Raw genomic sequence first — 24,557 nt, forward strand, 5'->3', positions numbered from 1 at the left:
TGCTGAACTTCTACCGGGACCACCTGCGTGACCGCGACTGACGCTCTCAGGCATGCCGAGGGGCTTGACTGGCGTGGATAGGCACGCAGTGTCGTGATCGAACACTTACCTGGCGTTCCCGAGCATTTTGCTGGCGCCGCGCCCGGCTTAAAGTGAAGCCCGCATCCCCATGGTGCGTTGCCCCAGGCGCGTGAGAAGGCCGATAACAGAGCGTGCGCAACGTACTCCGCCCTTTGCCGAGGAGACCGTTTTCGCCTACGCCTGCCCGTCCCTTCCTTGTGTCAGCAAAAAGAGAACAACATCAATGAACACCGTGGGAACTGATGGCAACCTTGCTCAAGGTTTCAAGCCTCGTCACGTAACGATGCTGTCCATCGCCGGCATCATCGGCGCGGGACTGTTCGTCGGCTCCGGGCACGCCATCGCGGCGGCCGGGCCGGCCACCATCCTCTCCTATTTCGTGGCCGGTACCCTGGTGGTGCTGGTCATGCGCATGCTCGGCGAAATGGCCGTGGCCCATCCCGACACCGGTTCGTTCTCCACCTACGCCGACCAGGCCATCGGCCGCTGGGCCGGCTACACCATCGGCTGGCTGTACTGGTGGTTCTGGGTGCTGGTGATCCCCATCGAGGCACTGGCCGCGGGCCATGTGCTCAATGCCTGGTTCCCCCAGGTGGACAGCTGGATCTTCGCCCTGGCCTCGGTGCTGCTGCTGGCCTGCACCAACCTGTTCAGCGTGGCCAAGTACGGCGAGTTCGAGTTCTGGTTCGCGATTCTCAAGGTCACCGCCATCCTCGGCTTCATCGGCCTGGGCTTCGCCGCGTTGCTGGGCTGGCTGCCCGAGCGCGAAGTCAGCGGCCTGAGCAGCTTGATCGACGAGCACGGCGGCTTCGCGCCCAAGGGCTGGCCGGCGGTGGTCGGCGCCTTCATCACCGTGATGTTCAGCTTCATCGGCACCGAGGCGGTGACCATCGCCGCCTCCGAGTCCAGCGACCCGGCGCGTAATATCGCCAAGGCCACCCGCTCGGTGATCTGGCGCATCAGCACCTTCTATATCCTGTCGATCTTCGTGATCATCTCGGTGGTGCCGTGGAACGACCCGCAGCTGGCGGTGGTGGGTTCCTACCAGCGCGCCCTGGAGATCATGAACATCCCCAACGCCGCGCTGATGGTCGACTTCGTGGTGCTGATCGCCGTGACCAGCTGCATGAACTCGTCGATCTACATCGCCTCGCGGATGATGTATTCGCTGGCCAAGCGCGGCGATGCCCCGGCCCTGCTGAAGAACACCTCCAAGGTCGGCGTGCCGCGCGCGGCGGTGTTCGGCAGCACCTTGATCGGCGCGGCCATCGCCATCCTCAACTACTTCGCGCCCAAGGGCGTGTTCGAGTTTTTGCTGGCCAGCTCCGGCGCCATCGCGCTGCTGGTGTACCTGGTGATCGCCATATCGCAGCTGCGCATGCGCGCCCGCCTGGAGCGCGAGAACGCCAACTTGAAGTTCCGCATGTGGCTGTTCCCCTGGCTGACCTGGGCGGTGATCCTGTTCATCTCCGGCGCCCTGGGCGTGATGATGTTCACCGAGGAACACCGCGCCGAAGTGACCGCGACGCTGAGCCTGGCGATCGTGATTTCGTTCCTGGGCATCGTCACCACGCGCGGGCATGGGCGGGTGGTGGGAGCACGGTCGATGGGCTGATGGCTTTGCCGTGAACGAGAGGGCGCCACTGGGCGCCCTCTTTGCGTTTTGCAACAGTTGCAGGCGCCGTGTTGTACGTGAAGGCGGATAGACTTTTTCGGCCCTTTACCACCGCCAGGGAGCGTCGAAGCATGAATACCCCGCCCCAGGACGCATCAGCGTCTGCAACCGGCGATATACGTTTCGCCGAAGTCCTCGCACTTATCCACACCTCCCGCCAGCGCGCGGTCCAGGCCGTGAACACGCAGTTGATCGAGTTGTACTGGCAGGTCGGAGCGTACATCAGCGGCAAGCTGGCACGCGCCGAGTGGGGTGATGGCGTGGTCAGCCAGTTGTCGGAGCATCTGGCGTTGACCCAACCCGGGCTGCGCGGTTTCACCCGAGCCAACCTGTTTCGCATGCGCCAGTTCTATGAGGTTTACCGGGGCAACGAAATTGTCGCGCCACTGGTGCGACAATTGCCGTGGAGCCACAACATGATCGTTCTAGGCCAGTGCAAGAGTGCTGACGAGCAGGTGTTCTACCTGCGCATGGCAATCCAGGGAAAATGGTCGAAACGCGAACTGGAGCGTCAGCTCAAGGCAGCACTGTTCGAGCGCAGCATGACGCAACCGGCCAAGGCATCGGCCGCGCTCACCCAGGCTCATCCGTCGGCCCTGGAGGTGTTCCGCGATGCCTACATGATCGAGTTCCTCGGCCTACCGGGTGGGCACGCCGAGGCCGACCTGCACCAGGGATTGCTCGGCCGCCTCAAGGACTTCCTGGTCGAGCTGGGCCGCGACTTCTGCTTCGTCGGCTCGCACTACCCCTTGCAAGTGGGCGGCCGTGACTTCGCCCTCGACCTGTTGTTCTTCCACCGTGGCCTCAACTGCCTGGTGGCCATTGAACTGAAGGTGGGGCGCTTCGAACCCGAATACCTGGGCAAACTGGATTTCTACCTCGAAGCCCTCGACCGCAGCGAACGCAAAGCCCACGAAAACCCCGCCATCGGCGTACTGCTGTGCGCCAGCAAGGATGACGAGGTGGTCGAGTACGCCCTCAACCGCAGCCTGTCGCCGGCGCTGATCGCCGAATACCAGACCCGCCTGCCGGACAAGGCGCTGTTGCAGGCCAAGCTTCAGGAGTTCTATGCCCTCGATGCACAGCGCTAGGGTTTGCGCGCAAACAGCACCTCGGCCACGCTCGGGCTGGCGAACAGATGGCCGGCATCGTGCCCTGCCTCGGGAATGACGAACTGGCGATGCGCAACGGCGACACCCCAGGTGCGTGACAGGAAACCTTCGTAACGCAGGTAGTCGAGCTGGCGCTCGAGTCGATTCCGCCCCTGAGCTTCGGCGCCGCAACTGTGGTCCATGACCTTGCTGTCGGCGTGAGTGTCGCGCTCGCCCACCAGGTAGGTCACATCGCGCGAGGCATAGCGGCGAAACAGCTGTCGGGCATCCAGACCCTGGCGAGTGAGGTACAGCGGCGCTTGTTCGAGGCCGTAGCGATAGTGGTTGTAGTCCGGGCATTGGCCGAGGGGCAATGGCGCGAAGCCGCCCTGCCGTGGTCGGTTGCTGTCCAGGTACAGGTAGGTGGACGGGCTGGAAACCACGTAGCGGATAGCGATGCCCGGCGTTTGCGGTGTGCCGTCAGTCAATACCGCATAGCGCTGCATGAGTTGCGCCCCGGCGGAGTGGCCGATCAGCACGATCTCTCGCAGATGCGGGTAGCGCTGGCGGTCAGTCAGGTAGGCCAGCAGGTCATCGAGCACGCTGAAGGCCGCGATGCCGCGCTGGCCATCTGTCGAAGGGCTGCCATGCATCCAGCGGTCTTTTGGCCATAGCGGCATGTCGCGGGTGGCAGTGCTGTCGCGTGGGGTGAGGAAGTTGGGGGCCAGCAGCAAGGTGTCTTGCCCGTTCAGGCCGGCGTTGGCCAGCAGTTGCAGGCCGCTGCGGTAATAGTCCTCGGCGTTGCGGCGCACGCCATGGAGGATGACGATTGCGCGGGTTGCTGGTTGGGGGTGTGTCAGGTCGGTGTTGCTGTAGGCGAGGAAGTTGTAAGGGGGGGACTGGCCCAGATGCAGTATCTGGGGGGCGGCGCTGGTGGTGGTGCTGAACAGGGCCAGGCAGGTGATTAGGCAGAGCCATGGGGTGCGCGTGGGGGGCATTTTGGTGGACTCTGTCAATGTAGCGCGCTACTGCTGACGGTTGTTTTGAAGTTCTGGTGTGGTAGGCCGGGATAGGCGTGAGCCTGGAAATTGTTGATGGTACGGTAGCTGATATGCGGCAGGTTGATCTAATCGCACCATTGGTTCAGGCTCTACCGCTACGCTTGAGTCCAGTGATGTTCGCACGATCATCGCCTTCGGGTTGTTGATTAAGACGCCGGGGTGAGCTGAATTCGTTCAATAATGTACTGTTTTATATAGAAAATCGCGTCTAAATTGTTTGTTTGGAATACCAGTAGGAATACAGCCCACGTTGCGATGATTGTAACTGAGTCGCCATTGGCAGTTTTTGTCCAAGCGGGCATTGATTGGGTCGAGATTGCCTGCTCTAGGACGCCTTTGGAGACTTTCATGATGGGGCGGTCAGTTGGTTGCCGGGTCCATTACTGATTACGCCTACAGGCAGTTTGTTGGCTTGCATGGTGCTGGCTTCAATCTGCCGTTTCTTGTGAGTGGTGATTGTCTGCATCATAATCTTGAACCGTTAGGGATGGTCAGCCAGTGTTCCACAGCCATTTCTAAGTAACCACGGCGACAATGGAGAGTTCGATTGGTCGCTCAGGCCGATCTGTCTACGAAGCCGACCTCTTACTTTATCGCGATTGACTTGCAGTTTGGATTTGTAGTACTGCTCGGTCTTTATTCTATGTTGGCGACCTCGCCGAGGTGGCTGAGAGCGAAGCAACTGTGCGGGAACAGCTGTAGGTGTGGTTCCACGGCAAAGCAGCGGCCCTAAGTGCGGGAATCTGCCGCTGCTGCCACGCGCGATCCCATCCGCCCATAAGCTAGGTTGACAAGTTTTCTTGGCTGTGCAAGTCGATTAGGCGGCGAAAGAGACTCTGTACTCACGACGCCACTATGCTGGAAGTCACGCAGGATGGACTGCTCGCTCATGGTCTGAGATTCGCCAAAGCTTTCGGCCTAAAGAGTGGCTAAGAAACGCATTTTGATTCGAAGCGGTCTTGAGGTTGTTTGCTATAGCCGCCTGGAGTAAGAAAGTAGTTACCGATGGTTGAGCCACTCGTTGGAAAGGCTAAAGAGATATTGCGTTCTGACGGCGATGAAAGGATGTCAGCGAGAGGCATGTGGATGACGGCCGCTTGGTAATGGGTTTTGCAAGGCGGCAGGCGCTATGCCACTATCGCTACCCTGGACTTGGAGGTAGGTCGCCCCTCCTTTCGAATTGCCCTCAGAATACAGTAGGGATGCTAATGACTGATTACAGTACTGACCCAGCGTACGACAAATGCCGCGCGTTCATTGATGGTTGGCGCCTGAGAGGCCGGACTTGGGAGTATATCGCAAAGCTCGGCCGATTCGGAGGAGTGCTTGAAGAGGTCAATGAATGGCTCATTTCGCAGGAGGAAATGCACGATTGGCCCTCGCTGGGAAACAGTCCTGAAGAGCGCTTCGAACGCTGGAAGGAAATCGTTAGGCGAAAGGAGCAGGCTGAACAACAATCTATTGCTGCTGCTAGGCCCTTGATCATATTGGGGGCGGAAGAGACTGAGCCGGGTATGGCCGTGCCACAGGACGCGCGTAGTGCCTGGCAGCTCTACAGAAAGCATCTGCTCGCTCAGGGCTGGAAGAAAGCCTCGGTCGACAATATCCAAAGCTCGGCGGTACGCATCCTTTTGGGTCTTCGGCAGACGACTCAAGATCGCGTGGCTGTAAAAGGACTGGTGGTTGGGCATGTACAGTCCGGCAAGACGGCCAACATGGCAGGTTTGATTTCCATGGCAGCGGATTATCGATGGAATCTATTTGTCGTGCTAACTGGTACTCTCGAGAACCTACGAGTGCAAACCAGCAAGCGTCTGGTAGGCGATCTTTTCCAGCATGATGGTAATGTCAGTTGGAAATCTATTGAGCATCCATCAAAAAATAGCCCCTATGGTGCTCGGGCGCAGGATATGCAGTTCGATGCAGGCCGAAGAGACCGCCACCTTGTTGTTTGCTTGAAGAACCCGGCTCGACTTAGGCATCTCATTGAGTGGATCAAGGCACATCAGCAGGGTATGTCGCAGATGCGACTTGTGGTTATTGATGACGAAGCTGATCAGGCGGGAATAAATTCTAATGACGTTTCGAAAGCTGAGCGTACGGTCATTAATGGACTCATCCTTGAGTTGATCAGTTTGCAGCTGCAAAGCGTTAACTACATAGCGTTCACTGCCACGCCAGCTGCTAACTTTCTCAATGAAGGACCTGGTGATACCCTGTATCCAACGGACTTCATAGCGGTGTTGCCGCAAGCGGATGAACATTTTGGGCCTGTGCAAATTTTCGGCTATGCCGAAAATGAAAAAGAGCCGCTAGGCATCGTTCGAGAAGTCTCTGATGTAGACCTAAAGCAAGTTGTAAGGCTCCACAAGGGTGAAGATCTGAGTTTGCCGCGCTCGCTGGAAGATAGCCTGATCTGGTACTTATGCTGTGTGGCAGTGATGCGACTGTCTGGTGCTGTAAAACCTGTGAGTATGTTGATCCATACCAGCGCAAGGCAGCTTCATCATGATTCTATGAGCAAAGCGGTTCAGGCAGCCCTCGAGACTTGGTCGAAGTATGATGATGGTCAGTTGGACGGTGCTTTTAGGCCTGTGTGGGAGAGTGTCTCGGCAGATCTAACTGTTGAGCATTTTTGCGAACGGTTCCCTGACTACGGACGTATATCTGAACTTCATGAGCTGCCTATATTTGATAACTTCTTTACGGAAATAAGGACGCTTCTCGATACGGTGACGGCTATCCAACTTGATGCGGATTCAAACCGGATTTATCACCGAGGAATCCACGTGTGTGTAGATAACTGCGCCAACAACGGGGTGACCGACGAAAATGAAGTCCGGCGGCTGTTTTACCCAGACGCGGCGCAGGGACTGGATTTCTGCACAGCATTTATCGTTATCGGCGGCGGGACGCTTTCCCGAGGGTTGACGATTGAAAATCTGGTCAGCACGTTTTTCCTGCGGGGCTCGGCCCAAGCGGATTCTCTCATGCAGATGGGGCGCTGGTTTGGATACCGCAAAGGCTATGAACTGCTGCCTCGCATCTGGATGTCCGATGATACGAGAGCAAAGTATGAATTCATGACAGTTGCAGAGGAGGAGCTTCGTGATGATCTACAGCGATTCATGCACGGCGGCGCCAAACCTGAGGAGTTCGGGCCTCGCGTCCGTGTACATGCGAGGCTTGCTTGGATTCGCCCGACGGGTGCGAATAGGATGCAGCGCTCGATAGAGGCGGAGTTCGATTTTTCAGGAATCAATCGGCAAACAACCGTTTTTCATGACGGCGATGATGCAGCCAAGGTGCTTGAAGGCAATCTGTCGTTAACGGAGAAATTTCTGCGTTCGGCAGGTACCGATCTTAAAAAGTCCGAACGTAAGGGCGCTAATAGTTTTGTCTGGCGCGAGGTTGACGTAAGTCGTGTCGCCGATTATTTAGCCAATCTTTCATTCCACCCAGGGAATCAGTTCTTCTCCGATATGAGAGCGTTTCTGCAATGGTTGGGAGAGCACGCTGAAAACGCAGGCTACACAAATTGGAACGTAGTGGTGGCAGGCAGTACACCCAAACCGAACAACAGCTGGAATATTTCTGGCGCAATTGTTGGTCGCGTCAATCGTAGCCGCTTTGCTGATAAACGCTCGGATGGTGGTGTGTCCATTGGCGCGCTGCGTGACCCTAGGGATCTGCTGGCGGATGTCCGCGGCCTTGAAGATAGTGAACTTTCGAAGTCGGGATATAGTAACGCCCAAGTGGCAGAGCTTCGCGAAAAAGGTGGTGTTGGAACATTACCCCAACTGCTGATCTATCTCATCGACAAAGACAGCCCATATGAGGCCTCTATAAAGACAGTTCCTGAGCCGCGTCGAGTGAGGCAATCGCTTAATGCCAAGGGGCACATCGTAGGCATCAGCCTTTACCTGCCAGGTTCGCAAGGTAAGAAGAAAAATTACGTCACTCACGTGACGGTTGACATCCCGGATATCTTCACTGCATCGGAAGATAACCTTGAAGAAACGGTTGACGTGATCTGACCCATATGAAGTACTACAGCCTCCCATTGCAGCCTATGCAGGAGTCCGGAGCATTCTTGCTTCGGGCTCTGCAGAACGAAGAAACACCTTTATTGGACCTGCTGGTACGAGAATCCGTTCAGAATGCGTTAGACGCAGGTCGTGATGGTAATAAGTCACGGCCGGTTTTAGTAGATTTCCATATTCGCGAGCATTCTCTGGACGCCATCGCTTCCGCCTTCAGTGAAGGTCTGAATTTGCAGATGCTCGTGAAACGCTATCCGCGTACTCCGAAACTCCTTGAAATTCGCGACTCAGGGACCGAGGGGCTCACGGGGCCGATGACCTTCGACAGCGTGGAAGCTAACGGTCAGCATGGAAATTTCCTGAAGCTCGTGTTTGAAATCGGTCGTACTCGCGCGGATGACGGTGCAGGTGGCTCGTGGGGATTAGGCAAGACCTGTTATTTCCGCATGGGGGCCGGCCTAGTCGTGTACTACAGCAGGATCAAGACGGACGATGGGTACGAAGAGCGGTTGGTGGCTTCGTTGGTCGAAGATGAAAACCGAGTCGATCGCCTGCAGCTTGAGACGCAAACCGGCATAGCATGGTGGGGGGCATATGACAGTTTGTGTGCTATCACCGAATCGGAGCACATTTACGAAATTCTGAATGCATTGGGTGTCCAGCCGTTCACCGGTAACAAAACTGGAACGGCGATCATCATTCCATTGCTAAAGGAAAACTTACTGCCCGTGTTTGACGAAGACGGCGGAGCGGCGCCATGGTGGTACAGCAGTTACGAAGATTATGTGAATGTTGCGATCCAGCGCTGGTTCAGTGCACGGTTGGATAACCCGTTCTTTGCCAGTGGCAGATGGTTGAGTGCGTCGGTGAACGGGAAGGAAATTGCCAGTGAGGACATGTTGCCCATATTTCGGGTGACACAGTCCCTTTATAGCCGCGCGGTAGGATTGAATCCTGACGAGGAAGATTATTTAACGGCCAGAGGTGTCAAGGAAAATGACGTGCTCTGCAGAGCTATTCAGTTGCGGGGCGAATTCGTAGGGAGTGGTAATGCGGGCTGGCTGCTTGCCGTGGCGATTACTTCACGCCAGTTGCAAATGGATGCACCAGATAATGCGCCAAGTCCTGAAACCTGTATCTTTTCCAAGACAGATAGCTCCGGTCCCCATCGACCGCTGGTGACGTTTATGCGCTCGCCTGGAATGAACATCTGCTGGGATGACAGTATTGATTCGCGAGGTTGGGCGGGTGGATTTTCTGGTTTTGCGGACGGTAGACACGTTGTAGCACTCTTTCTACCGGACTCAGAGCAGGAGCTTTTGCCATCTGAAGCCCGAGGGCTACGTTCGACCATTCAAACTCTCGAAAGCTATCTGAGGAGTTGCGAGCGCGCGGATCATGCCGCGTGGGTAGATGTAAGTGGAGGGCGAGTCGTTGAAAAGATTCGTGCCCAGTGTGGCAGAGCCCTGAAGGATTTTGGGGTCCCCCCCCAGCCAAGCGTGACCGTCAAACCTTCGATGCGGATGTCGCGCAAACTCGCCGAGCTCGTTCTGCCAAACCGTGGGTTTGGAGGGGATGGGCGGTTTGGCAAAGCGACGCCACGTGCGGCTACTGGACAAGGTTCAAGCAGAGTTAGTGCGATGTCATCGCCCGAACTGGAAATATTGGAAGTTGGGCATGAAGCATCCGGCATCGTCATGAGATGGCGTTTGAGATGGGGGATGGTGCTGCCACACATTCCGAGGGAAATCACCATCGCTGTCGATTCAGAGGGCGGACCAATAGCCTTTGATACATGGTTAGAGAGTGGGCTCGGCGCGTTTCCGTTTCGACTGGAGTCTCCCCGCGTCATTAGTACGACGCCTATTGTAAAAAGCTTGAAAATTATCCATGGAACCGGGGTCAGGCTCACTGTTGGTGCTGGGACTAATTCACCCGGCCTGATCATCGAGGGGGAGCTGTATGTCAGGATAACTGAATCCAATGTCAAACTGTTACGACCGGTAATCGGTGTCCGCATTTCGGGTCAGAATGGAGCGGTGGTATGAGCACTCGGCTGCCACTATATCGAATGCTGAATGCGCCACTCAGCAGCGGAAGCGTGTCGGAGGTGAACTATGCATTCCGGTCCTACGATGGTCTTGATCCGGGTGCGACATTAGTAAGTAGCGATCAATATGCCCTAGGCAAGGATAGTGACTGGAACCCGTCCGAGCATCCCCTACTGGTTCAATGCTTTATCGACAGAGATTCTCTCTTGGAGGTCATCTTCGGCCCCGACGGAGTGGCTAGCACGGACGCTGAGGTGTTTCTGGCGCTGGAGTGGGTATCTGCAGATTCGTGCTGGCGAACGCTTGGAGGCGTTCATGGCCTACGGCATGAAGAAGAAGCGAGGTCTTTGATACTCGACATCGAACTAGAGCCTGGGACGGTCAGAGGTAGCGGATTTCTATCGGCTCAAGCTTTTCTGGGTCAATACAACGCAGAGTGCGCTCCCGGATTTGCACATCACCCAGGCGCACGCCTAGGGCCTCTATCACAGCCAATCGAAATCATCATCGACGGAGACGGCTCCCTTTTCCCTGTGCTGGAGGAGTCTCTGGGGGCAGAGGGGCCTCTATGGGAATTGAAAGCTTGCTGGAGCGATCCGCAGGATGAGCCGTTTTCTAGTGAATACGTCGCCCTTGTACTTAACAGCGCCCATCCGCATTTTGAACAGTTGCGCGATCGTAGGGCTATGAAAATCGAGCAGTCGCCGTTGATGCGTCAGGTATTCGCATCTTGGCTTGCGCTGGTTATTGCACAGGTTAAGAATGACATGGGGGCACAGTTCGATGCGTATCTGGGCTCGCACGATGCAGATGAAGGTATTGCGAGTATTGCCGAGGCCGTACGTTCATTTATCCGATTGGGTGATCTTAATACATGCTCGCTTTCAGAGTTGTTTATATCCACTCAATGTTGGCTTGATAATCAGGTCCGGAAACTGGAGAGTGATGCATGAGTTTCCCGACACTGAACCTAAAACTATCAAAGCGGCATTTTGACGAGATGGTTAAAGGCGATACATTTCTTCCCGATACGTCCAATCCGAAAATGGAAGAGCTTCGCCGCCAGTTATTCAGCATCGTGGCGCTTTATGACCCCACCGAAAAATGCAACGCCTCAAGCCCTGGCGCCTATGACATGAAAGTTGGCCTCGCCCTTTACCGGGTACTGGCAGACGCTGGCATGGACATTCGCACCGCCGCTGATGACGGCTGGTGGCGTTTCCTATCCCTGCGTGTTCTGCCAGATCTGGTAAAAAGTCGTTGGGACGGTGCACCACCTGTACGGTTCCTGAAGGGCCGAAGCCGCATCTGGTTACGGGCGGTATGGTGGACCGTTCACCTTACATGGCAAGGCTCCGAAGAAGAAACTCGACAGGTACTGGAAAGTGTTACTACGGATACGGTCGTGCAACTGGTCGAGCGACCTGGAAAGGGCGGTTTTAGGATAGATCTGACACGTATGATTTTTAGGATGCGTCGGCTGCGCCAACCTTCCCAAGATCAGTTCAGATCAATCATGAAGCTCAACACGGCGCAGATTGTGCTGAAGGAGCCTGTGTTTTGTGAAGGCGGTTTGTTTGGATATGTCGATGCGCTATTTACCGACGTAGGATGTGCACCCATGGATTTGAATGGTGACCATGACTGATTTATTGAAGGAAATTCAGGAAGGCTTTGCTAACTTGGATCAGAGCGGCCGAATGTTGCCTATCAAGACGATGCCAGCAACGTACCCTGCGTGGATTTTTCGTGAAGGCGACAGGTTCGGCGTTGCCGTTGAGTGTTCTAAACCCTTAGAGATTTCAGAAGGTTTTGCCGGAGCAAGTCTCCGGACCGTGGAGCGGATTGTTGCTGGGCAGCATCGGCACTTCTTGCGGTTGGAGTCGTCTACTGAGTGGCTTCGAAACGAGTTTGGAATTATCTGCGAGCATATGGTCAGCGTCGAATCTGGTATAGCTGTGCGCGAAGCTCTTCTGGCGGATCCACTGGTTTGGTGGCAACGGTGGCGGCATCTTCTGGGCAATGCGCTGGTCGATAAACATGGCTATGACGTGCTTGCCGAACTGCTGGCCCTTGAAATGTTGGCCATTAAAGGAGCCACCTTTGAGTGGAGTGGCCCGTTTGGCGGCGTGGTTGACATCAAAACTCCAGCGACCGATTACGAGGTTAAATCAACGATTAGCCGTTATGGGGCCGAGATAAACATTTCCGGTCAGTTTCAGTTGGCTGCGTCATCCGGTAAGCCTTTAACCCTTGCTCACTTTAGATTCGAACCGGTCGATGATGATGGTTTATCTATAGATCTCGTTTGTGATCGGCTCATTACGCTAGGCGTCGAAGCAGCCATGCTCGAGAGGGCACTGCAGAGGATTGGCATGGAGGCGGGATGCTCTGTTCGGAAAGAAAAATTTATTCTGCTTGAGGCGCGCTCGTATGCAGTTGACAACAACTTTCCTCGTATAACACCTGAAAGTTTTATAGGCGGAGTATTGCCTGTAGGAGTTGTGCAGTTCGAATATAGAATTGATCTTTCCGGTCTGGAGTATCAACAGCTTTAGAGGTCATGCTTAGTTTGGCTCTGGCTGGTTGATGGAGTGGCTCAATGCTCTAGGCCGGTTGTACTCCGGCGATAATTTAAATCAATGCTGGCTGCTGCTGATGGTAAAAGGGCGTCCTCAAGAAATTTAGCCTGCGTGGTCGCCTGAATGTCGCCGTTAGTTGGTGGGCACCACAGCAGGCCAAGAGATATATTGTTGATTACGATCCGGAATGGCCTCAAGAAGCCATTTCATTTCGACTTCCGGCTTGCGGATTCCGCATTCCCAAAGTTCGAAGACACGCCAGCCCTGCTGAAGTAATTCGGCTCTATTTCTTTCATCTCGCTTCACGTTTTGCTGGAATTTTGAGCGCCAGAAATCTTCGCGAGAAGCGGGGAGTGTCGCGTATCTGCACCCAAGGTGCCGGTGCCAGAAGCAGCCATGAATAAATATGCAGAGGCGGTGGCGTGGTAGCACAACGTCGGGGCGGCCAGGAAGTTCCCTTGGATGCAAGCGATACCTGAATCCATGCCTATGCAGCAGCTTCCGGACCTTCATCTCCGGTAATGTATTGCTACTGCGGATGTTGGCCATCATGCGAGACCTGACTTCTTTACTGACTAGGTCCATGAGCCCTCCTAAGACGCGCCTACTCTTTCAGAAGGATAAAGCCTTTGAGCCCATTATAGCCCCCAAAAAACCTCTAATATTCATTGATTTCTCGCCGAGCGTGGACGGATGCTTCGTGGCTTGGATGCGACAGGCGATGAGCCATGACGAAAATATGCTTCCCAAGAAAACACGCCTGTGGCTGCTAATTTAGCCCAATCCAGAGCACGCGCCGAGTGAGTGCGGTCATGGTAAGCACTGCTGGAGCTGCGCTTACCTCCCAATCCTGGTAGAGTATCGGAGCTCGGCTCCCCAAGCTGTTGCCATTACTGATTTCTGACCAATGAAGCCCATGATTCAATACCAGAATACCCTTTTCCCGCCAAAGGCGATCGTTGAGCCCGCTGTTACAGTTGAGGACGCCATCCAGATCGTTGACCTTTTTGCTGGCCCAGGTGGACTGGGTGAGGGTTTTTCATCCGCTGGTGATGGTAAGCGATTCGACATCATCGTTTCTGCTGAGATGGATCCCGTCGCCAGGAAGACTCTCAGGCTGCGCGCTTTCTACCGCTTGCTCAAACGCGAGTACCCAGAGGGGCTGAAAGACTACTATCGGTACTGCAATGGTGAGGCGTCAGAGCCTACTTCGCCTGAGACAGCAGAGTTTTGGAGTCGGGCTGACCAAGAGGCACGACAGATAACCTTGGGATCGGAAGAGGGTGATAGAGAGTTAAATAATATAATCAATGCCAGATTAAAGAAGGATGGGCGCCCTTGGGTTCTTATTGGTGGTCCACCATGCCAAGCTTATTCAATCGTTGGGCGGGCCAGGAATCAAGCCAAGCAGGGTTACGTCCCAGAGAATGATCATCGACATTTTCTTTACAAGGATTATCTGCGCATTATCAAGGATTATCGTCCTACTGTTTTCGTTATGGAAAACGTTAAAGGGATTTTGTCTTCCAAGGTCGGAGGGAAAGGAATTTTCTCACAGATTTTGGAAGATTTGGTTGATCCTACCAAAGCATTGGATAATGCGGAAGGCGGGCAGAAATACAAAATTTGCTCTCTAGTTTCAGAAGAAGCGTTTAGCTCTTCAGATTGCATCGAAAATGTAAAACCTAAGTCATTTATCATCGAAGCAGAAAAATATGGGGTTCCACAAGCTCGCCATCGCGTCATCCTCTTAGGAATAGCGCTCGATGAGCGGGGTGAGATTCCGGATCATGATTTTTTAAAAACTGCCGATCCAGTCTCGGTGAAGCAGGCAATTGGAGGCTTGCCTAGACTTAGGAGCAAGCTGTCACGGCGTGGCAACTGCGACGAAGATTGGTATCGCGCTGTTGTCGACGAAGTAGATGACCTTCTGAAGCACGCTGAACTGCAAAATGGCGAAATGATTAAGCCCTTACGAGAGACTCGTGAAGCACTTTTCAATGCACCGCACAGTTCTGGCGGCGAGCGAGTTAAAAAAGAGCAAGGGGAAGGTGCTACTGGCGTACCTTCTTTAGATACTTGGTATCATGATCCCAATATTAAATATTGGATGAGTCACGATGCACGCAGTCATATGAGATCAGATTTGAGGCGATATGCCTTTGCGAGTACTTTCGCGGAGCACAACAAATTTTCCCCTAAGGGACATCAGCAATTTACACTTCCTGGGCTCGCTCCTGCTCATAAAAATTGGGAGAGCGGAAAGTTTAGTGATCGCTTTAGGGTGCAGCTTGCGGGCACTCCAGCAACAACTATCACTAGTCATATCTCGAAAGATGGGCACTATTTTATTCACTATGACCCTGCGCAATGTCGTAGTCTGACCGTTCGCGAGGCTGCAAGGCTCCAGACATTCCCTGATAATTATTATTTCGAAGGGAATCGAACGCAGCAATACCATCAAGTGGGTAATGCGGTACCGCCTCTGTTGGCAAAAAAGATCGCAGAAATTGTCTATGATATTGTTGGGCGGCGGGTTGCCGAGCGTCAAGATATCTTGGATGAACGACCCACACAAAGTTCAGACGTTTCGCCACTGCTCAAGAGCTGATCTGTAGGCTATGTGGCAGAAGTCATGGGGCGGATAAGCGACGAATGCTGGGCCTCTCTATGGCTCAGCGATTCACTAGGCTTAGCCACCCTAGCACGTCGCAGGGGGTAGCCCTCTGCGAAGGCTGTCAAGGGTTGAAAGCGGCGGCTTTCAACCAACACCAGTCGTCCATCCGGGCTACACACGGCGATACCCATTAGCTTATTGCATTAATCTATTGCACTGCTAGTAACGCTTTGAACTCTTCTGAAATCAGCGCATCTGAAATATTTAAGATTTTATTTGGATCGTCCTTTAGGTCTTGCTGTGCAAATTTTTTGATTTTCCCAAGAAGCTCTTTTCCCGGTGTAAGAGCTTCGCCGTATTGATCGTACCACTCATTGACGATGTTATTTATAATGCTGATGTCTTGTTTTCCCGCTGCGTTCAGGCTGAGTTCAGGTCTTTCCCTTAATATGAAATTTCCCAGCTTTCGTTTGGTTTCCTCCGAAAGCTCATCTATGAACTGTTGGTGCTTTATCTTCGCTTTTTCTAGCGGAATGTTATACGTTTTGTGAATGTGTAGTGGTGTGCAAAAATATGACTCTACTTCTTGGAATTTTGTCATGAAGAAGATCAGCTCTCTCTTCGCGCAGTCCTCAGCTAGTTTTATAACTTCTCTGTCGCTATCTATTTTTTGATCTCTATCAATATGTACGATAACTTTAACTGTAGGTATCTGTTTTCGAACGAACCCCTGTAGTATTTTGGCAAAATCTACTTTTGTACAGCCCTCGTACGAGTGTAGAACAAAATCATTTTCACTGAGGCCGTTGGCAATTATAAATTTCCTCAGAAATTCCTTTTTTTCAGCTATGTCGTCGACTTTGTCCTCTGTGACTATAATGTACTTTAGCTCTTTCTTAGAAAAAAGATAGTCAGCGTCTGCAGCTCCTATGTCCAGTAGTATGTTGCTGCCTTTCACGTTTTGAAAGACGCTACCGCCTTGAAAATGTACGACGTTTGCTTTGTCTTCTAGGGAGTCTAGGATGTATCTAGAATGGGTTGAGAAAACAATTTTCAAATCATCATTTTCGGTGGCTCGCCTAGAAAGCTCTTTGGCGAGCATCTTCTGTTTTGTGGGATGGATGTGGGAGTCTGGCTCATCCAGGAGTATCACTCTGGGGTTGAAGTACTCTATATATGCGAATATTTGAATTACTTGAAGCAGTCCAGTGCCCACTGAGTCAAGTGGTAGTTCTAATGAGCCGTCAAATACGAAGACTTGTATATACTCCGATTTGTGTTCGTCAAATCTAGCGACCACATTTGTATTGGGGTAGATACTGTTTACCGAATATTTAAATTGCATCCATTTTTCGTTATCTCTGCTGATGGCATATAGGATGTTTCTCAGGTAGTTGTTGCTGTCTCCGCGTGTTGCAGATTTTTTTACTGTAATGGTAACTTCATATTTTTCCTGTGTAGGAATTCCAGCAATTCCCGGGACATATACGCAGTATGGTTTTTCAATGTCGCTTAATTTTTCACCTAGCTCTCGCCCAGTCAGGCTGGTTGTAAATCCCCCGTTTTTACCTTTTGATATCCTGAGTGTCGAGGTCTTGCCGTCGGAGAGCTTGAACTCAATCCAACTCCTATCTGTTTTCGTCCGTGATCCTGTTAGCCTTTTTCCATGGTAAAGGTATTCAATGTTATTTGTTGGCGTATAAAGGTATTCGCTTGAGTCTAGTGAAAGAGTTTTGGTGTCTTTTCCCCATGTGCCGCCTTTTAAGGATAAGGTTTGGCAACCAGAGATAGCAAATTGAATTCCTTGAATAAAGCTGCTCTTGCCGGAGTTATTGGCTCCAATAAAGATATTCAATGATTCCAGCTTCACTGTTACGTTGTCTATCTTCTTAAATTTTTTTATTTGAATATCCATATTTCTCTCTTTTGATTTTAAATACTGTACGCGTTACCGGCGTGCCTTTAGGTTGTCTGAGATTGCTAAAGGGTTGGCTGCCATAGGTGACGGGAGAGTTGAGTTAAGCATCCCTCGGACGACTGATTTTATACTGGTCGTGGCTTTGTCGCTACTCGTACCTGAATCTATGCTATCAGTCCCAAAGTGGCGCTATCTTCGATGAGCTGCTGTAGAAAATACGAAGTTATCATGTGTTCTCACTTGATGGAGACGCTATTCAGCTCGCCAATCGTTTTCTGATTAGTCGCGCGGTGAGTAGATAATAATAACGAGAAGCTTCGGAGTGGCTCTTTAGATGCTGGGTAAAAAACCATTGCATATGCTTGAGTTGCCAAGTCCACGGATTGTCTCGCTGCCATCGCCGCTTGATGGCTGCCTGCATGATTCGAGCTTGCCGTAGATGTCGTTGCTGGGTGCTCTTCGACCGGCCAGTACGCCGTTGAGAAACAACGCCATATCAAAGGATTTGCTCATGATCGGCCACCGATGTAGGCCGAAACCACATCAATCCGGTAGTGCCCAAGCTCAAGGCTGATCTGCTGACGCGCCCACTGATCAAGATCGCGGTCGATGCGGTAGCCGTGGCCATCATTGACTGGTGCAGTATGGCGGGTGAGTTGCGCGTAACGTTCGCAAGCGTAGGCTGCGCGCAGTTCATGAAAGCCCTTTATCCCGTGCTTATGCAGAATTTCACGAGCTGGGAGCACCGTCCGTTGCAAGAACGTGGCGTAGGTTTCGGCCCAGTGCAGTAAGTTGTGGCTGCCCATCGGTGATGCGTTGCGCGCCAATCGGAGTGATGCTTTGACCTCTTCATTGGCGATGATCCAACGCGGCGCTGATGCCCCGCTTCGCCCGCCTTTGGTGCCGTCCTGGATATTGATCCGACCAAGCGACTCGGCCTCGTGGTGCAAGCGTGGAAGGTTTGCCAGGATCGCTTCGCGCAGGCGCATACCGGTAGTCCGGGCCAACATGATGATAGCGGCCACCCGTTCGTATTGGTTTTCCACCAGCGACAGCGCCACTCTCTGTACGTCCTGATAATCTTGGCCGTCCGGCGCACGGGTGCGTACGTTGCAGCGGTGCTGTCCCAGCGCCTGGCTCGGGCTGATGACTCTCACGTCCTGATCACCGCGCAGCGCGGCGAGGGTTCGGTTAACGCTGCTCAGGCGGTTTTGCGCGGTGGCGATGCACAGTTCGCCTTGCTGGATCTTCTGGCGCAGGTATGCGACGTAGTCCTCCAGCGTCTGTCGATCAATCTGGCGTGCATCGTTGTAACCGGGGCCGTCCTCCGATCGGCACCAGCGCACGAAGGCTTGCCAGCGATCGCAGTGTGCTTTGACGGTGGCGAAGTGGCCGCCGGCAAACAGATCTTCCAGTGCCTGCCTACCGGCGTAGCTCAGTTGGCGACCGTAGCCAAAGTTGCGACCGTCACGCCGACCGACCAGCGCCATTGTCTTCACCTTGATCGTTGGCTTGTAGGAGCAGCAGCAGGGCTTTCCAGTTGGAGTTGATGGTGTCCAACTGTCCCCAGTGTGCTGGGCGGATGAGGAGGGCATTTTCGCTGCGTTGCAGCAACGCCCCTTCTTCTCGCAACTGCTCGATAAGCCGAGCGAGGTCGGTTGACTCAGATGTTGGAGCGGCGACAGCGGCGACACTGGCGACAAGCCCCGCCGCATCTGGATTGGCACGTGGCGACAAAGTGGTGGCAGTAACGGCGACACACCGTAGCTCGGCCGGCGAGCGATGTTGCGCTCGATAGCGGCGCACGGCGTCATTGAGGCGGAACATGGCGCACCTCGAATATGTCCCCGTCATTGTCCAGCCAGTTATGGGCAACCAGCTGCAGCAATAACTCGAAAGTGTGCCGCGTGCTTTTACGGGCAAAGCGAGGGCCGTTGCGCGTGAGATCGCGGAGGCGAAACGGTGGCGAGTTCTTCTTTATCAACCAGCGCAGCAGGCAATCAGCCTCAGCGCGAAGCTTATTCAGTGGTTCCTGTTCAGTCAGGCGTTGGTTCTCGGCCAGGTAGTAATCCATCAGCGTGGAGGCGCGCTGAATGTGCATGTCTTCCAATACAGTCGATTCCTCAACCACCGCCATCACGCCAGCCATGCGTAGAACGTTCGCGGCGGCTTTGCCCGCAGCAGCTTGCACGTTGACCAGCTCGCCGAATTCCCCAGACTCGCATTCAATGGTGTCGTGAATGGCAATCCAGGCCTCACGGGCGCGGGGGCTCAACTCTAGGGCCGCAGGGTTGAGGCCGCCGTCTTTATGGCGTGACCAAGGCTTCTGCATCAGCGCGGCAATGCGCTGCTGGTACAGGTGCACCTTTGGATCTCGGGTCAGGTCGATGGCTTTATACAGCCGTTGTCCAACCAGACGCTCGGGCCAACTGATCAAGCAGCGCCCCAGGATGCCCTGGTCTTTGATATCTGCATCCTGAAGCAAGCGATCGGCCAGGCGGGGTTGCAGCATCAAGTGCATGCTGAGTCGGCGGTCATAGGCACGCAGACTTTCCCCTGCCATCGCGCGCGAGCGATCAATCGGGCTGCCGTCCCACAGCGTCGACAAGTGAGTGATCGCCTTGATCATGTTGTCCTTGCTCATGGTGCTGCCGCCCAAGAACTGGCCGCCTTCATCACTGAACAAGCCCATGCTCGGTAAGCCATGGCACAGACTTTTGACCAGGCCTTCAATGGTCGGCTCAGCACTGAGGAGTCTCGGTTGGACGGGTTCAGGTTGGGCGTCCAGCGCTAGCTGTGCTGACTTTTTCGAGGTCGGTGACTTCGCGGTGAGGCTCATTGCAGATCGGTGCGCCTTGAGCTGTTCGCCATAGGCGATCCACTGCTGCCTTTCCCAGTCGCGTACGGCCTGCAGTGCAATATGGTCCACCGCGCTTTTGCGATCACCCGAGCAAGCCACCGTCAGCAAGTACAGCGACAACGGATAGATTCGGCCGTCGAGGTGAACATTGGCGTGCGCCTGGCTCGCCAAAGCTGCCGTGGCCAGAACGGATTGTGCGGCCATGGCGCAGGGCACGCCGATCACATCGGCCATGCGCTCCACGGCAGGCCCCAATAGATCGCCCAGCGCCGCGACCGGGTAGGGTAGGGGCGTTATCTGCTGTTCCAACAAGGGGCGTGGTGGCCCTTGTACTTCGCGCAGTTGCATAGCCTTCCTCCATAAATTACCGACCTCTCCCTCACGTCATCCCGCCAAGAATGCTGAGTGTTATCAGGGATCAAGGCCCCTGCGACCTGTGAGGGTGTCCACTGACGCGGGACTGACGGCTCCTTACTACCAGGAGCAAGGGCATCTCATGATCTGGCCTCCTAAGCACCGTTGCCGGTGGGCGGGTGGAGGCTGCACTGGCTGACGAGACCAGTGCCGCGAGATCCTGAGCCATGTGCAAGCAGCAATGCGATGACTGGGGCATGCCTGACTGTCAGTCAGGTGCAGTCCATTCCATTCCCTGGTCTGCGGCACCATCATCTACAGCGCTGTTGCTGGTGATATCGGCGTTTGTCACGCCGATTGTCACGAGGGGAATTGCCGCAAAGCCATGTACGATGAGGGCTGCAGCAGTGGTAGGAGCGCCCGTCTCTTTTCTGGAAAAAGAGACGGGCGAACGGTTGGCGCAAAACATTGGCCGAGCAGGTTCGTTGCTGCAGGGCTAAAGGGTTAGCGGGCAGCCGCACTAGGCGGATTGTTTAGAGGGCGTCCATCATTCTGGCGAATGACCGTGCGAGCCTCCGGGCGCGAATCGCACTTTGGGTTGAACCACCGGGTTAGCGGTATGACCTTGAAGGCTCTGGTCACCTGGGGTGCTGCCTAAGGCAGCGCTTTGAATCTTCGTTCTATCGGTCACCGCGGCACGGGTCAATTGGTGAAAGGCACATGGAAATGCACCAGATTCCACCTCTGGCGTGCTTTGGAAGTCGGTGGGTGTCAGTGGCAAAGTGGCCGTTTGTCGCTTTTCTAGTGTTAGCCCGTGAGCATGGGGATGCGAAGCCTCCCCATGCTCACGGGCTTAGCCGGAGAAGCCAAAATCGAGGCGAGTTGGCGACTGTCGCCATCCGCTCAGACGGCAAGGATGTAGATCGCACGCGGTCTGTCGCCAGTGTCGCCGTTGTCGCCGCCCTATCGGATGGGTACTACGTTCCGATCCCTAGCCACATTCATCGCGCTGGCCGAGAGATTGCCCGTCGACGCCTTCAGAATGTACTCGCTCCACCAAGCCATCATCGGCCGCCGTCGCTCGATGTAGTCGGCACGGTTGTAGGCACTGCGCACCTCATCCTTGTCGACGTGCGCCAACGCTACTTCGATGAGCTCCGGGTCCCACCCATGTTCATTCAATATGGTGCTGGCCATCGAGCGCATGCCGTGGCTGACCAAGCGGTCCTGGAAGCCCATGCGTTTCAACGCCATGTTGGCGGTCTGGCTATTGGCATGAGTACGAGGGTTTCGGTCTGCCGGGAAGACGTATTCCCGATGACCACTGTGAGACTTCAGTATCTCCAGCAATGACATGGCTTGATCGCTCAACGGGATGCTGTGCGGGCGGCGCTTCTTCATCCGCTCCGGTGGGATAGTCCAGACTCGCCTTTCAAAGTCGATGTCTACCCAGCGAGTAGTTGCCGCCTCCGCGGGGCGGGTCATCGTGTGCAACTGCCACTCGATCAGGCAGCGTGTCGTGCGCTTGATACTGGCGTTCGCTATTTCCAGCATGAGTTCAGGAAGCTCCTCGGGCGGTAGCGCCGCCATATTTTCTTTCTTCGGTTTCTTGAACACCGCCCGAATCCCGCTGAGCGGGTTCGCGAAGATCATTCCTGAATTGACCCCGTAGGTCATGATCTCGTTGAGGCGCTGGCTAAGCCGCTTCACCGTTTCCAAGCTGCCTTTGGATTCGATAGGGCGAAGGATCTTGATCACCATCGGTGCACTGACTTCCGAGATTGGAGTCGATTTCATGCTCGGAAAAACGTGCAGCGTGAGTGAGCGCCAGATGTCCTCAGCATAGGCCGGCGTGACCGAGTCCTTTTTCAACTCGAACCAGGCGCTAGCTACTTTCTCGAACGTATGTTCTGTCTCGGCTAGTTTGGCCTGCGCGAGATCATTGCGCTGAGCTTTGGGGTCGATCCCCTGGGCAAGTACTTCCCTAGCTTCAACCGCTTTTCGCCGAGCTTGCGCCAGAGAGACCTCGGGATAGGAGCCGAGCGCCATGTTGATTCGATTCTTGGTGACCGGATGCCTGTAGTTGAAATTCCACTGCATCGAGCGGTTTACCCGGACTCGGAGCTGGAGGCCGTCGCCATCCGTGAGGACATAGTCCTTGTCTTTGGGCTTGACCGCCTTGAGTTGGCGGTCGGAGAGACGAGCTGTTTGAGCGCACATGGGAGAGGCTCCATGACACCTTTTGGTATTCCCAAGATTAGCCCCAGGTAGGCTGAAATACCACCGGGAATACCGGGACGGCTGGAACTCAAAAAACCGTTGTGGCCCTCAAAAGAGCAGTAAACCCTTGATTTCACTGACTTCCAGGCACAAAAAAAGACGTCCGTGGACGTCTTTTTTTGATCATTTGGTGGAGCCGGGGGGATTTGAACCCCCGTCCGCCAGTACTCCGCTGTCGGTACTACATGCTTAGCCGTGTCTACTGAGTTAATCCGCAGCCGCCCGACGGGCAGGGTGCTTTGGACGAGTTGGGTAAGTTTTAGTCGCTTCGCCCCCAACGTGCTGCACGACGATCCTGTTCTGTATGACAATCATTTCGGGTTTACAGGCATCCCCTGATGATTGCTGGAGCCGAAGCTACCAGGAGAGCGGGCTCAGCTGCTTACGCAGCGAGAGCGTAGCCCTCGTAGTTTTCGTCATTGGCAACTATAGAAAGTTGCAACAGTGGATTTACGAGTTCTGTTACCAACTCGGCATGCACCTAGAGTTTCGCTACCGGCGTCGAATCCTAATCGGCCCCACACTCAGCTCTAGCTGGCATCCCTTTTACGGGATGCGAGGTGGAGTATACGCCTTTGCGCGGGCGGCGTCGACAGGCGGGCCGCCCGTGCGAGGTCAGGCGCCGCCGCCGCCGGCAGAACCGCTGCCTTTCTCGGTCTTTTCCAGGCGCTCGAGCACTTTGCTGGTGATGGCGATGCACTCTTTGTTGTCGCCCGCGGCTTGCGCGGCCTTGGCTTTGTCGACGTGCTCGGTGATGGCCTTGTCCAGGCCTTCGGAGGTGGCGCCGGCGGTGGCCATGGCATCGTCGATCTTCTGCAGGTTGATGGCGCACAGGTCATCGGCGGCGAACACAGGCGAGGCCAGCAGGGTTGCGGCCGCGAACAGGGCGGATAGCGCAGTGCCTTTCATGGGAGTCTCCTTGTGCAGGCCTCTGGAGGGTGGGCCTGAACGGTGGACGGTCGACGGTGGGCGAGGGTTCAATCGATGTGATGGCAGGGGCGAGGAGGGGGACGTTGGTGTGGGAGCGATGCAAGGAACCCTATCGCGGGGCACTCTCTTAGTCATCATCGTTGCGAGAGTAGCGCGACCGTTTGAACAGCAGCCGGTAGCCTACGAGCACCAACAGTATTCCCCAGTCCCCGCCATCGAGGCGCCACACCTGCTGTTCGCGCAGCTGGGTACAGGTGGTGATACCTGTGGCGGTGAGCACAACGTAAAGCACGCATCTGATGGTTCTTGATTTGAAGGCCCAGTCGAGCAAGACGCCCGTGATCATCAAGCAAGTGAGGAAGTAGAGTGTCGTCATGGCGTGCCTGGTTGAATTATGAGGAGCATGGAGGACGTTTGTGGGCCTATGCCGCCATTAACCTGGGCATAAAGGGAAACCAGTACATCACCGGCATGAAACGTGGGGAGCCTGCTTTTGGCCAACTGGCTGGCCGTTGTGCCGGCTGCGCCTCCGGCAAGCAATCCGGCGGCAAAACCTGCAGGGCCACCGACGAGCGTCGTTGCCGCTTGGCCTACTGATGCACCCAGCAGATTCAAGATGTCGTGGCGTTGCTCATTCAACAGATCGCCCTGCAAGCGATTGAGCGGACGCGACACGGCGACCCGCATATGGCACGGCAGTTCGCCGGGCAGCATCCTGTCGTAGAGCTCAGCCACTTTTTCGACGACCTGATAGTGCCCTTTGTGCACGAACGGCAAGCTCAAGGCGCGCAGGTGACAGCATTGCTCGGGTGCAATCACGAACGTGTGCACGTCGAACGCAATGCCGTACGAGGCAATGACGTGATAGGTCTTGTCGACTTGCATGGGCGCGTCCCTTCGGCCGCCTGTGAGGCCTTGATGCATGGGGCATCGAACGATGCCACCGGAGGCGATGCGCGGCTATTCAGCTCGGGCTGAATGATCGGTACGAAACGTCTGGGGGTAGTTCGCCGG

General features: G+C 54.7%; 18 protein-coding genes, 1 other RNA gene and 1 pseudogene. 8 read left to right on the forward strand and 12 right to left on the reverse strand.

Going from position 1 to position 24,557, the window contains the following annotated elements; translation table 11 throughout:
• The first annotated feature begins 304 nt into the window (after positions 1-304).
• On the forward strand, positions 305-1,696 hold the full coding sequence (gene gabP / locus ACYUME_RS03595) for a GABA permease (RefSeq protein WP_460418077.1): 1,392 nt from the start codon (positions 305-307) through the stop codon (positions 1,694-1,696).
• Positions 1,697-1,827: 131 nt separating this feature from the next.
• The gene (locus ACYUME_RS03600; RefSeq protein ID WP_460418078.1) at positions 1,828-2,847 is read left to right on the forward strand and encodes a PDDEXK nuclease domain-containing protein; all 1,020 of its coding nucleotides are present in this window, start codon (positions 1,828-1,830) and stop codon (positions 2,845-2,847) included.
• Here ACYUME_RS03600 and ACYUME_RS03605 read toward each other — a convergent pair.
• Positions 2,844-3,845, reverse strand: coding sequence for an alpha/beta fold hydrolase (locus ACYUME_RS03605; RefSeq protein WP_460418079.1), 1,002 nt, complete (start codon positions 3,843-3,845; stop codon positions 2,844-2,846). The genes ACYUME_RS03600 and ACYUME_RS03605 overlap by 4 nt on opposite strands.
• A 1,271-nt stretch (positions 3,846-5,116) precedes the next feature.
• On the opposite strand from ACYUME_RS03605, the gene ACYUME_RS03610 reads away from it, so the two are divergent.
• The 5 genes from ACYUME_RS03610 to ACYUME_RS03630 are packed head-to-tail and all read left to right on the forward strand — an operon-like array spanning position 5,117 to position 12,560.
• Positions 5,117-7,945, forward strand: coding sequence for a Z1 domain-containing protein (locus tag ACYUME_RS03610; protein WP_460418080.1), 2,829 nt, complete (start codon positions 5,117-5,119; stop codon positions 7,943-7,945).
• A gap of 5 nt (positions 7,946-7,950) precedes the next feature.
• The gene (locus ACYUME_RS03615; RefSeq protein ID WP_460418081.1) at positions 7,951-9,999 is read left to right on the forward strand and encodes a hypothetical protein; all 2,049 of its coding nucleotides are present in this window, start codon (positions 7,951-7,953) and stop codon (positions 9,997-9,999) included.
• Positions 9,996-10,955, forward strand: coding sequence for a hypothetical protein (locus tag ACYUME_RS03620; RefSeq protein WP_460418082.1), 960 nt, complete (start codon positions 9,996-9,998; stop codon positions 10,953-10,955). The genes ACYUME_RS03615 and ACYUME_RS03620 overlap by 4 nt, the downstream gene beginning before the upstream one ends.
• Complete coding sequence (locus ACYUME_RS03625; protein ID WP_460418083.1) at positions 10,952-11,650, forward strand: hypothetical protein; 699 nt, start codon at positions 10,952-10,954, stop codon at positions 11,648-11,650. The genes ACYUME_RS03620 and ACYUME_RS03625 overlap by 4 nt, the downstream gene beginning before the upstream one ends.
• A complete protein-coding gene (locus tag ACYUME_RS03630) occupies positions 11,643-12,560 on the forward strand; it encodes a PD-(D/E)XK motif protein (RefSeq protein WP_460419282.1) in 918 nt (305 codons plus the stop codon). The genes ACYUME_RS03625 and ACYUME_RS03630 overlap by 8 nt, the downstream gene beginning before the upstream one ends.
• A gap of 156 nt (positions 12,561-12,716) precedes the next feature.
• Here ACYUME_RS03630 and ACYUME_RS03635 read toward each other — a convergent pair whose 3' ends face one another.
• Positions 12,717-13,169 carry a very short patch repair endonuclease gene (locus ACYUME_RS03635; RefSeq protein ID WP_460418084.1) on the reverse strand — a complete coding sequence of 151 codons (453 nt, stop codon included), beginning with the start codon at positions 13,167-13,169 and terminating at the stop codon, positions 12,717-12,719.
• A 331-nt stretch (positions 13,170-13,500) separates the two neighbouring features.
• On the opposite strand from ACYUME_RS03635, the gene ACYUME_RS03640 reads away from it, so the two are divergent.
• Entirely contained in the window at positions 13,501-15,195 is a 1,695-nt protein-coding gene (locus ACYUME_RS03640) for a DNA cytosine methyltransferase (RefSeq protein ID WP_460418085.1), read from the forward strand.
• A 214-nt stretch (positions 15,196-15,409) separates the two neighbouring features.
• Here ACYUME_RS03640 and ACYUME_RS03645 read toward each other — a convergent pair whose 3' ends face one another.
• The 10 genes and pseudogenes from ACYUME_RS03645 to ACYUME_RS03690 form a co-directional block, all read right to left on the reverse strand.
• Positions 15,410-17,116, reverse strand: coding sequence for an ATP-dependent nuclease (locus tag ACYUME_RS03645; protein ID WP_460418086.1), 1,707 nt, complete (start codon positions 17,114-17,116; stop codon positions 15,410-15,412).
• A 259-nt stretch (positions 17,117-17,375) separates the two neighbouring features.
• Positions 17,376-17,632, reverse strand: a pseudogene (locus ACYUME_RS03650) (hypothetical protein).
• A complete protein-coding gene (locus ACYUME_RS03655; protein ID WP_460418087.1) occupies positions 17,629-18,609 on the reverse strand; it encodes an integrase domain-containing protein in 981 nt (326 codons plus the stop codon). The pseudogene ACYUME_RS03650 and the gene ACYUME_RS03655 overlap by 4 nt, the downstream one beginning before the upstream one ends.
• Complete coding sequence (locus ACYUME_RS03660) at positions 18,587-18,946, reverse strand: hypothetical protein (protein WP_460418088.1); 360 nt, start codon at positions 18,944-18,946, stop codon at positions 18,587-18,589. Before ACYUME_RS03660 ends, ACYUME_RS03655 begins: the two co-directional genes overlap by 23 nt.
• Positions 18,930-20,327, reverse strand: coding sequence for a YfjI family protein (locus tag ACYUME_RS03665; protein WP_460418089.1), 1,398 nt, complete (start codon positions 20,325-20,327; stop codon positions 18,930-18,932). The genes ACYUME_RS03660 and ACYUME_RS03665 overlap by 17 nt, the downstream gene beginning before the upstream one ends.
• A gap of 969 nt (positions 20,328-21,296) precedes the next feature.
• Entirely contained in the window at positions 21,297-22,553 is a 1,257-nt protein-coding gene (locus ACYUME_RS03670; RefSeq protein ID WP_084296683.1) for an integrase domain-containing protein, read from the reverse strand.
• Between the two features lie 188 nt (positions 22,554-22,741).
• Positions 22,742-23,133: a transfer-messenger RNA gene (gene ssrA / locus ACYUME_RS03675) on the reverse strand.
• Between the two features lie 95 nt (positions 23,134-23,228).
• Positions 23,229-23,522, reverse strand: coding sequence for a hypothetical protein (locus ACYUME_RS03680; protein ID WP_460418090.1), 294 nt, complete (start codon positions 23,520-23,522; stop codon positions 23,229-23,231).
• A gap of 148 nt (positions 23,523-23,670) precedes the next feature.
• Positions 23,671-23,919, reverse strand: a complete 249-nt coding sequence (locus tag ACYUME_RS03685; RefSeq protein ID WP_460418091.1) for a hypothetical protein — start codon at positions 23,917-23,919, stop codon at positions 23,671-23,673.
• Positions 23,916-24,428, reverse strand: a complete 513-nt coding sequence (locus tag ACYUME_RS03690) for a hypothetical protein (protein WP_460418092.1) — start codon at positions 24,426-24,428, stop codon at positions 23,916-23,918. The genes ACYUME_RS03685 and ACYUME_RS03690 overlap by 4 nt, the downstream gene beginning before the upstream one ends.
• Positions 24,429-24,557 lie beyond the last annotated feature (129 nt).

The sequence above is a fragment of the Pseudomonas sp. microsymbiont 2 genome (assembly GCF_054788395.1).

Bases quoted from the DNA above. Each gene is read 5' to 3' on its own strand.
- gabP (WP_460418077.1), top strand. From the start codon at position 305: ATGAACACCGTGGGAACTGATGGCAACCTTGCTCAAGGTTTCAAGCCT.
- ACYUME_RS03600 (WP_460418078.1), top strand. From the start codon at position 1,828: ATGAATACCCCGCCCCAGGACGCATCAGCGTCTGCAACCGGCGATATA.
- ACYUME_RS03605 (WP_460418079.1), bottom strand. From the start codon at position 3,845: ATGCCCCCCACGCGCACCCCATGGCTCTGCCTAATCACCTGCCTGGCC.
- ACYUME_RS03610 (WP_460418080.1), top strand. From the start codon at position 5,117: ATGACTGATTACAGTACTGACCCAGCGTACGACAAATGCCGCGCGTTC.
- ACYUME_RS03615 (WP_460418081.1), top strand. From the start codon at position 7,951: ATGAAGTACTACAGCCTCCCATTGCAGCCTATGCAGGAGTCCGGAGCA.
- ACYUME_RS03620 (WP_460418082.1), top strand. From the start codon at position 9,996: ATGAGCACTCGGCTGCCACTATATCGAATGCTGAATGCGCCACTCAGC.
- ACYUME_RS03625 (WP_460418083.1), top strand. From the start codon at position 10,952: ATGAGTTTCCCGACACTGAACCTAAAACTATCAAAGCGGCATTTTGAC.
- ACYUME_RS03630 (WP_460419282.1), top strand. From the start codon at position 11,643: ATGACTGATTTATTGAAGGAAATTCAGGAAGGCTTTGCTAACTTGGAT.
- ACYUME_RS03635 (WP_460418084.1), bottom strand. From the start codon at position 13,169: ATGGACCTAGTCAGTAAAGAAGTCAGGTCTCGCATGATGGCCAACATC.
- ACYUME_RS03640 (WP_460418085.1), top strand. From the start codon at position 13,501: ATGATTCAATACCAGAATACCCTTTTCCCGCCAAAGGCGATCGTTGAG.
- ACYUME_RS03645 (WP_460418086.1), bottom strand. From the start codon at position 17,116: ATGGATATTCAAATAAAAAAATTTAAGAAGATAGACAACGTAACAGTG.
- ACYUME_RS03655 (WP_460418087.1), bottom strand. From the start codon at position 18,609: ATGGCGCTGGTCGGTCGGCGTGACGGTCGCAACTTTGGCTACGGTCGC.
- ACYUME_RS03660 (WP_460418088.1), bottom strand. From the start codon at position 18,946: ATGTTCCGCCTCAATGACGCCGTGCGCCGCTATCGAGCGCAACATCGC.
- ACYUME_RS03665 (WP_460418089.1), bottom strand. From the start codon at position 20,327: ATGCAACTGCGCGAAGTACAAGGGCCACCACGCCCCTTGTTGGAACAG.
- ACYUME_RS03670 (WP_084296683.1), bottom strand. From the start codon at position 22,553: ATGTGCGCTCAAACAGCTCGTCTCTCCGACCGCCAACTCAAGGCGGTC.
- ACYUME_RS03680 (WP_460418090.1), bottom strand. From the start codon at position 23,522: ATGAAAGGCACTGCGCTATCCGCCCTGTTCGCGGCCGCAACCCTGCTG.
- ACYUME_RS03685 (WP_460418091.1), bottom strand. From the start codon at position 23,919: ATGACGACACTCTACTTCCTCACTTGCTTGATGATCACGGGCGTCTTG.
- ACYUME_RS03690 (WP_460418092.1), bottom strand. From the start codon at position 24,428: ATGCAAGTCGACAAGACCTATCACGTCATTGCCTCGTACGGCATTGCG.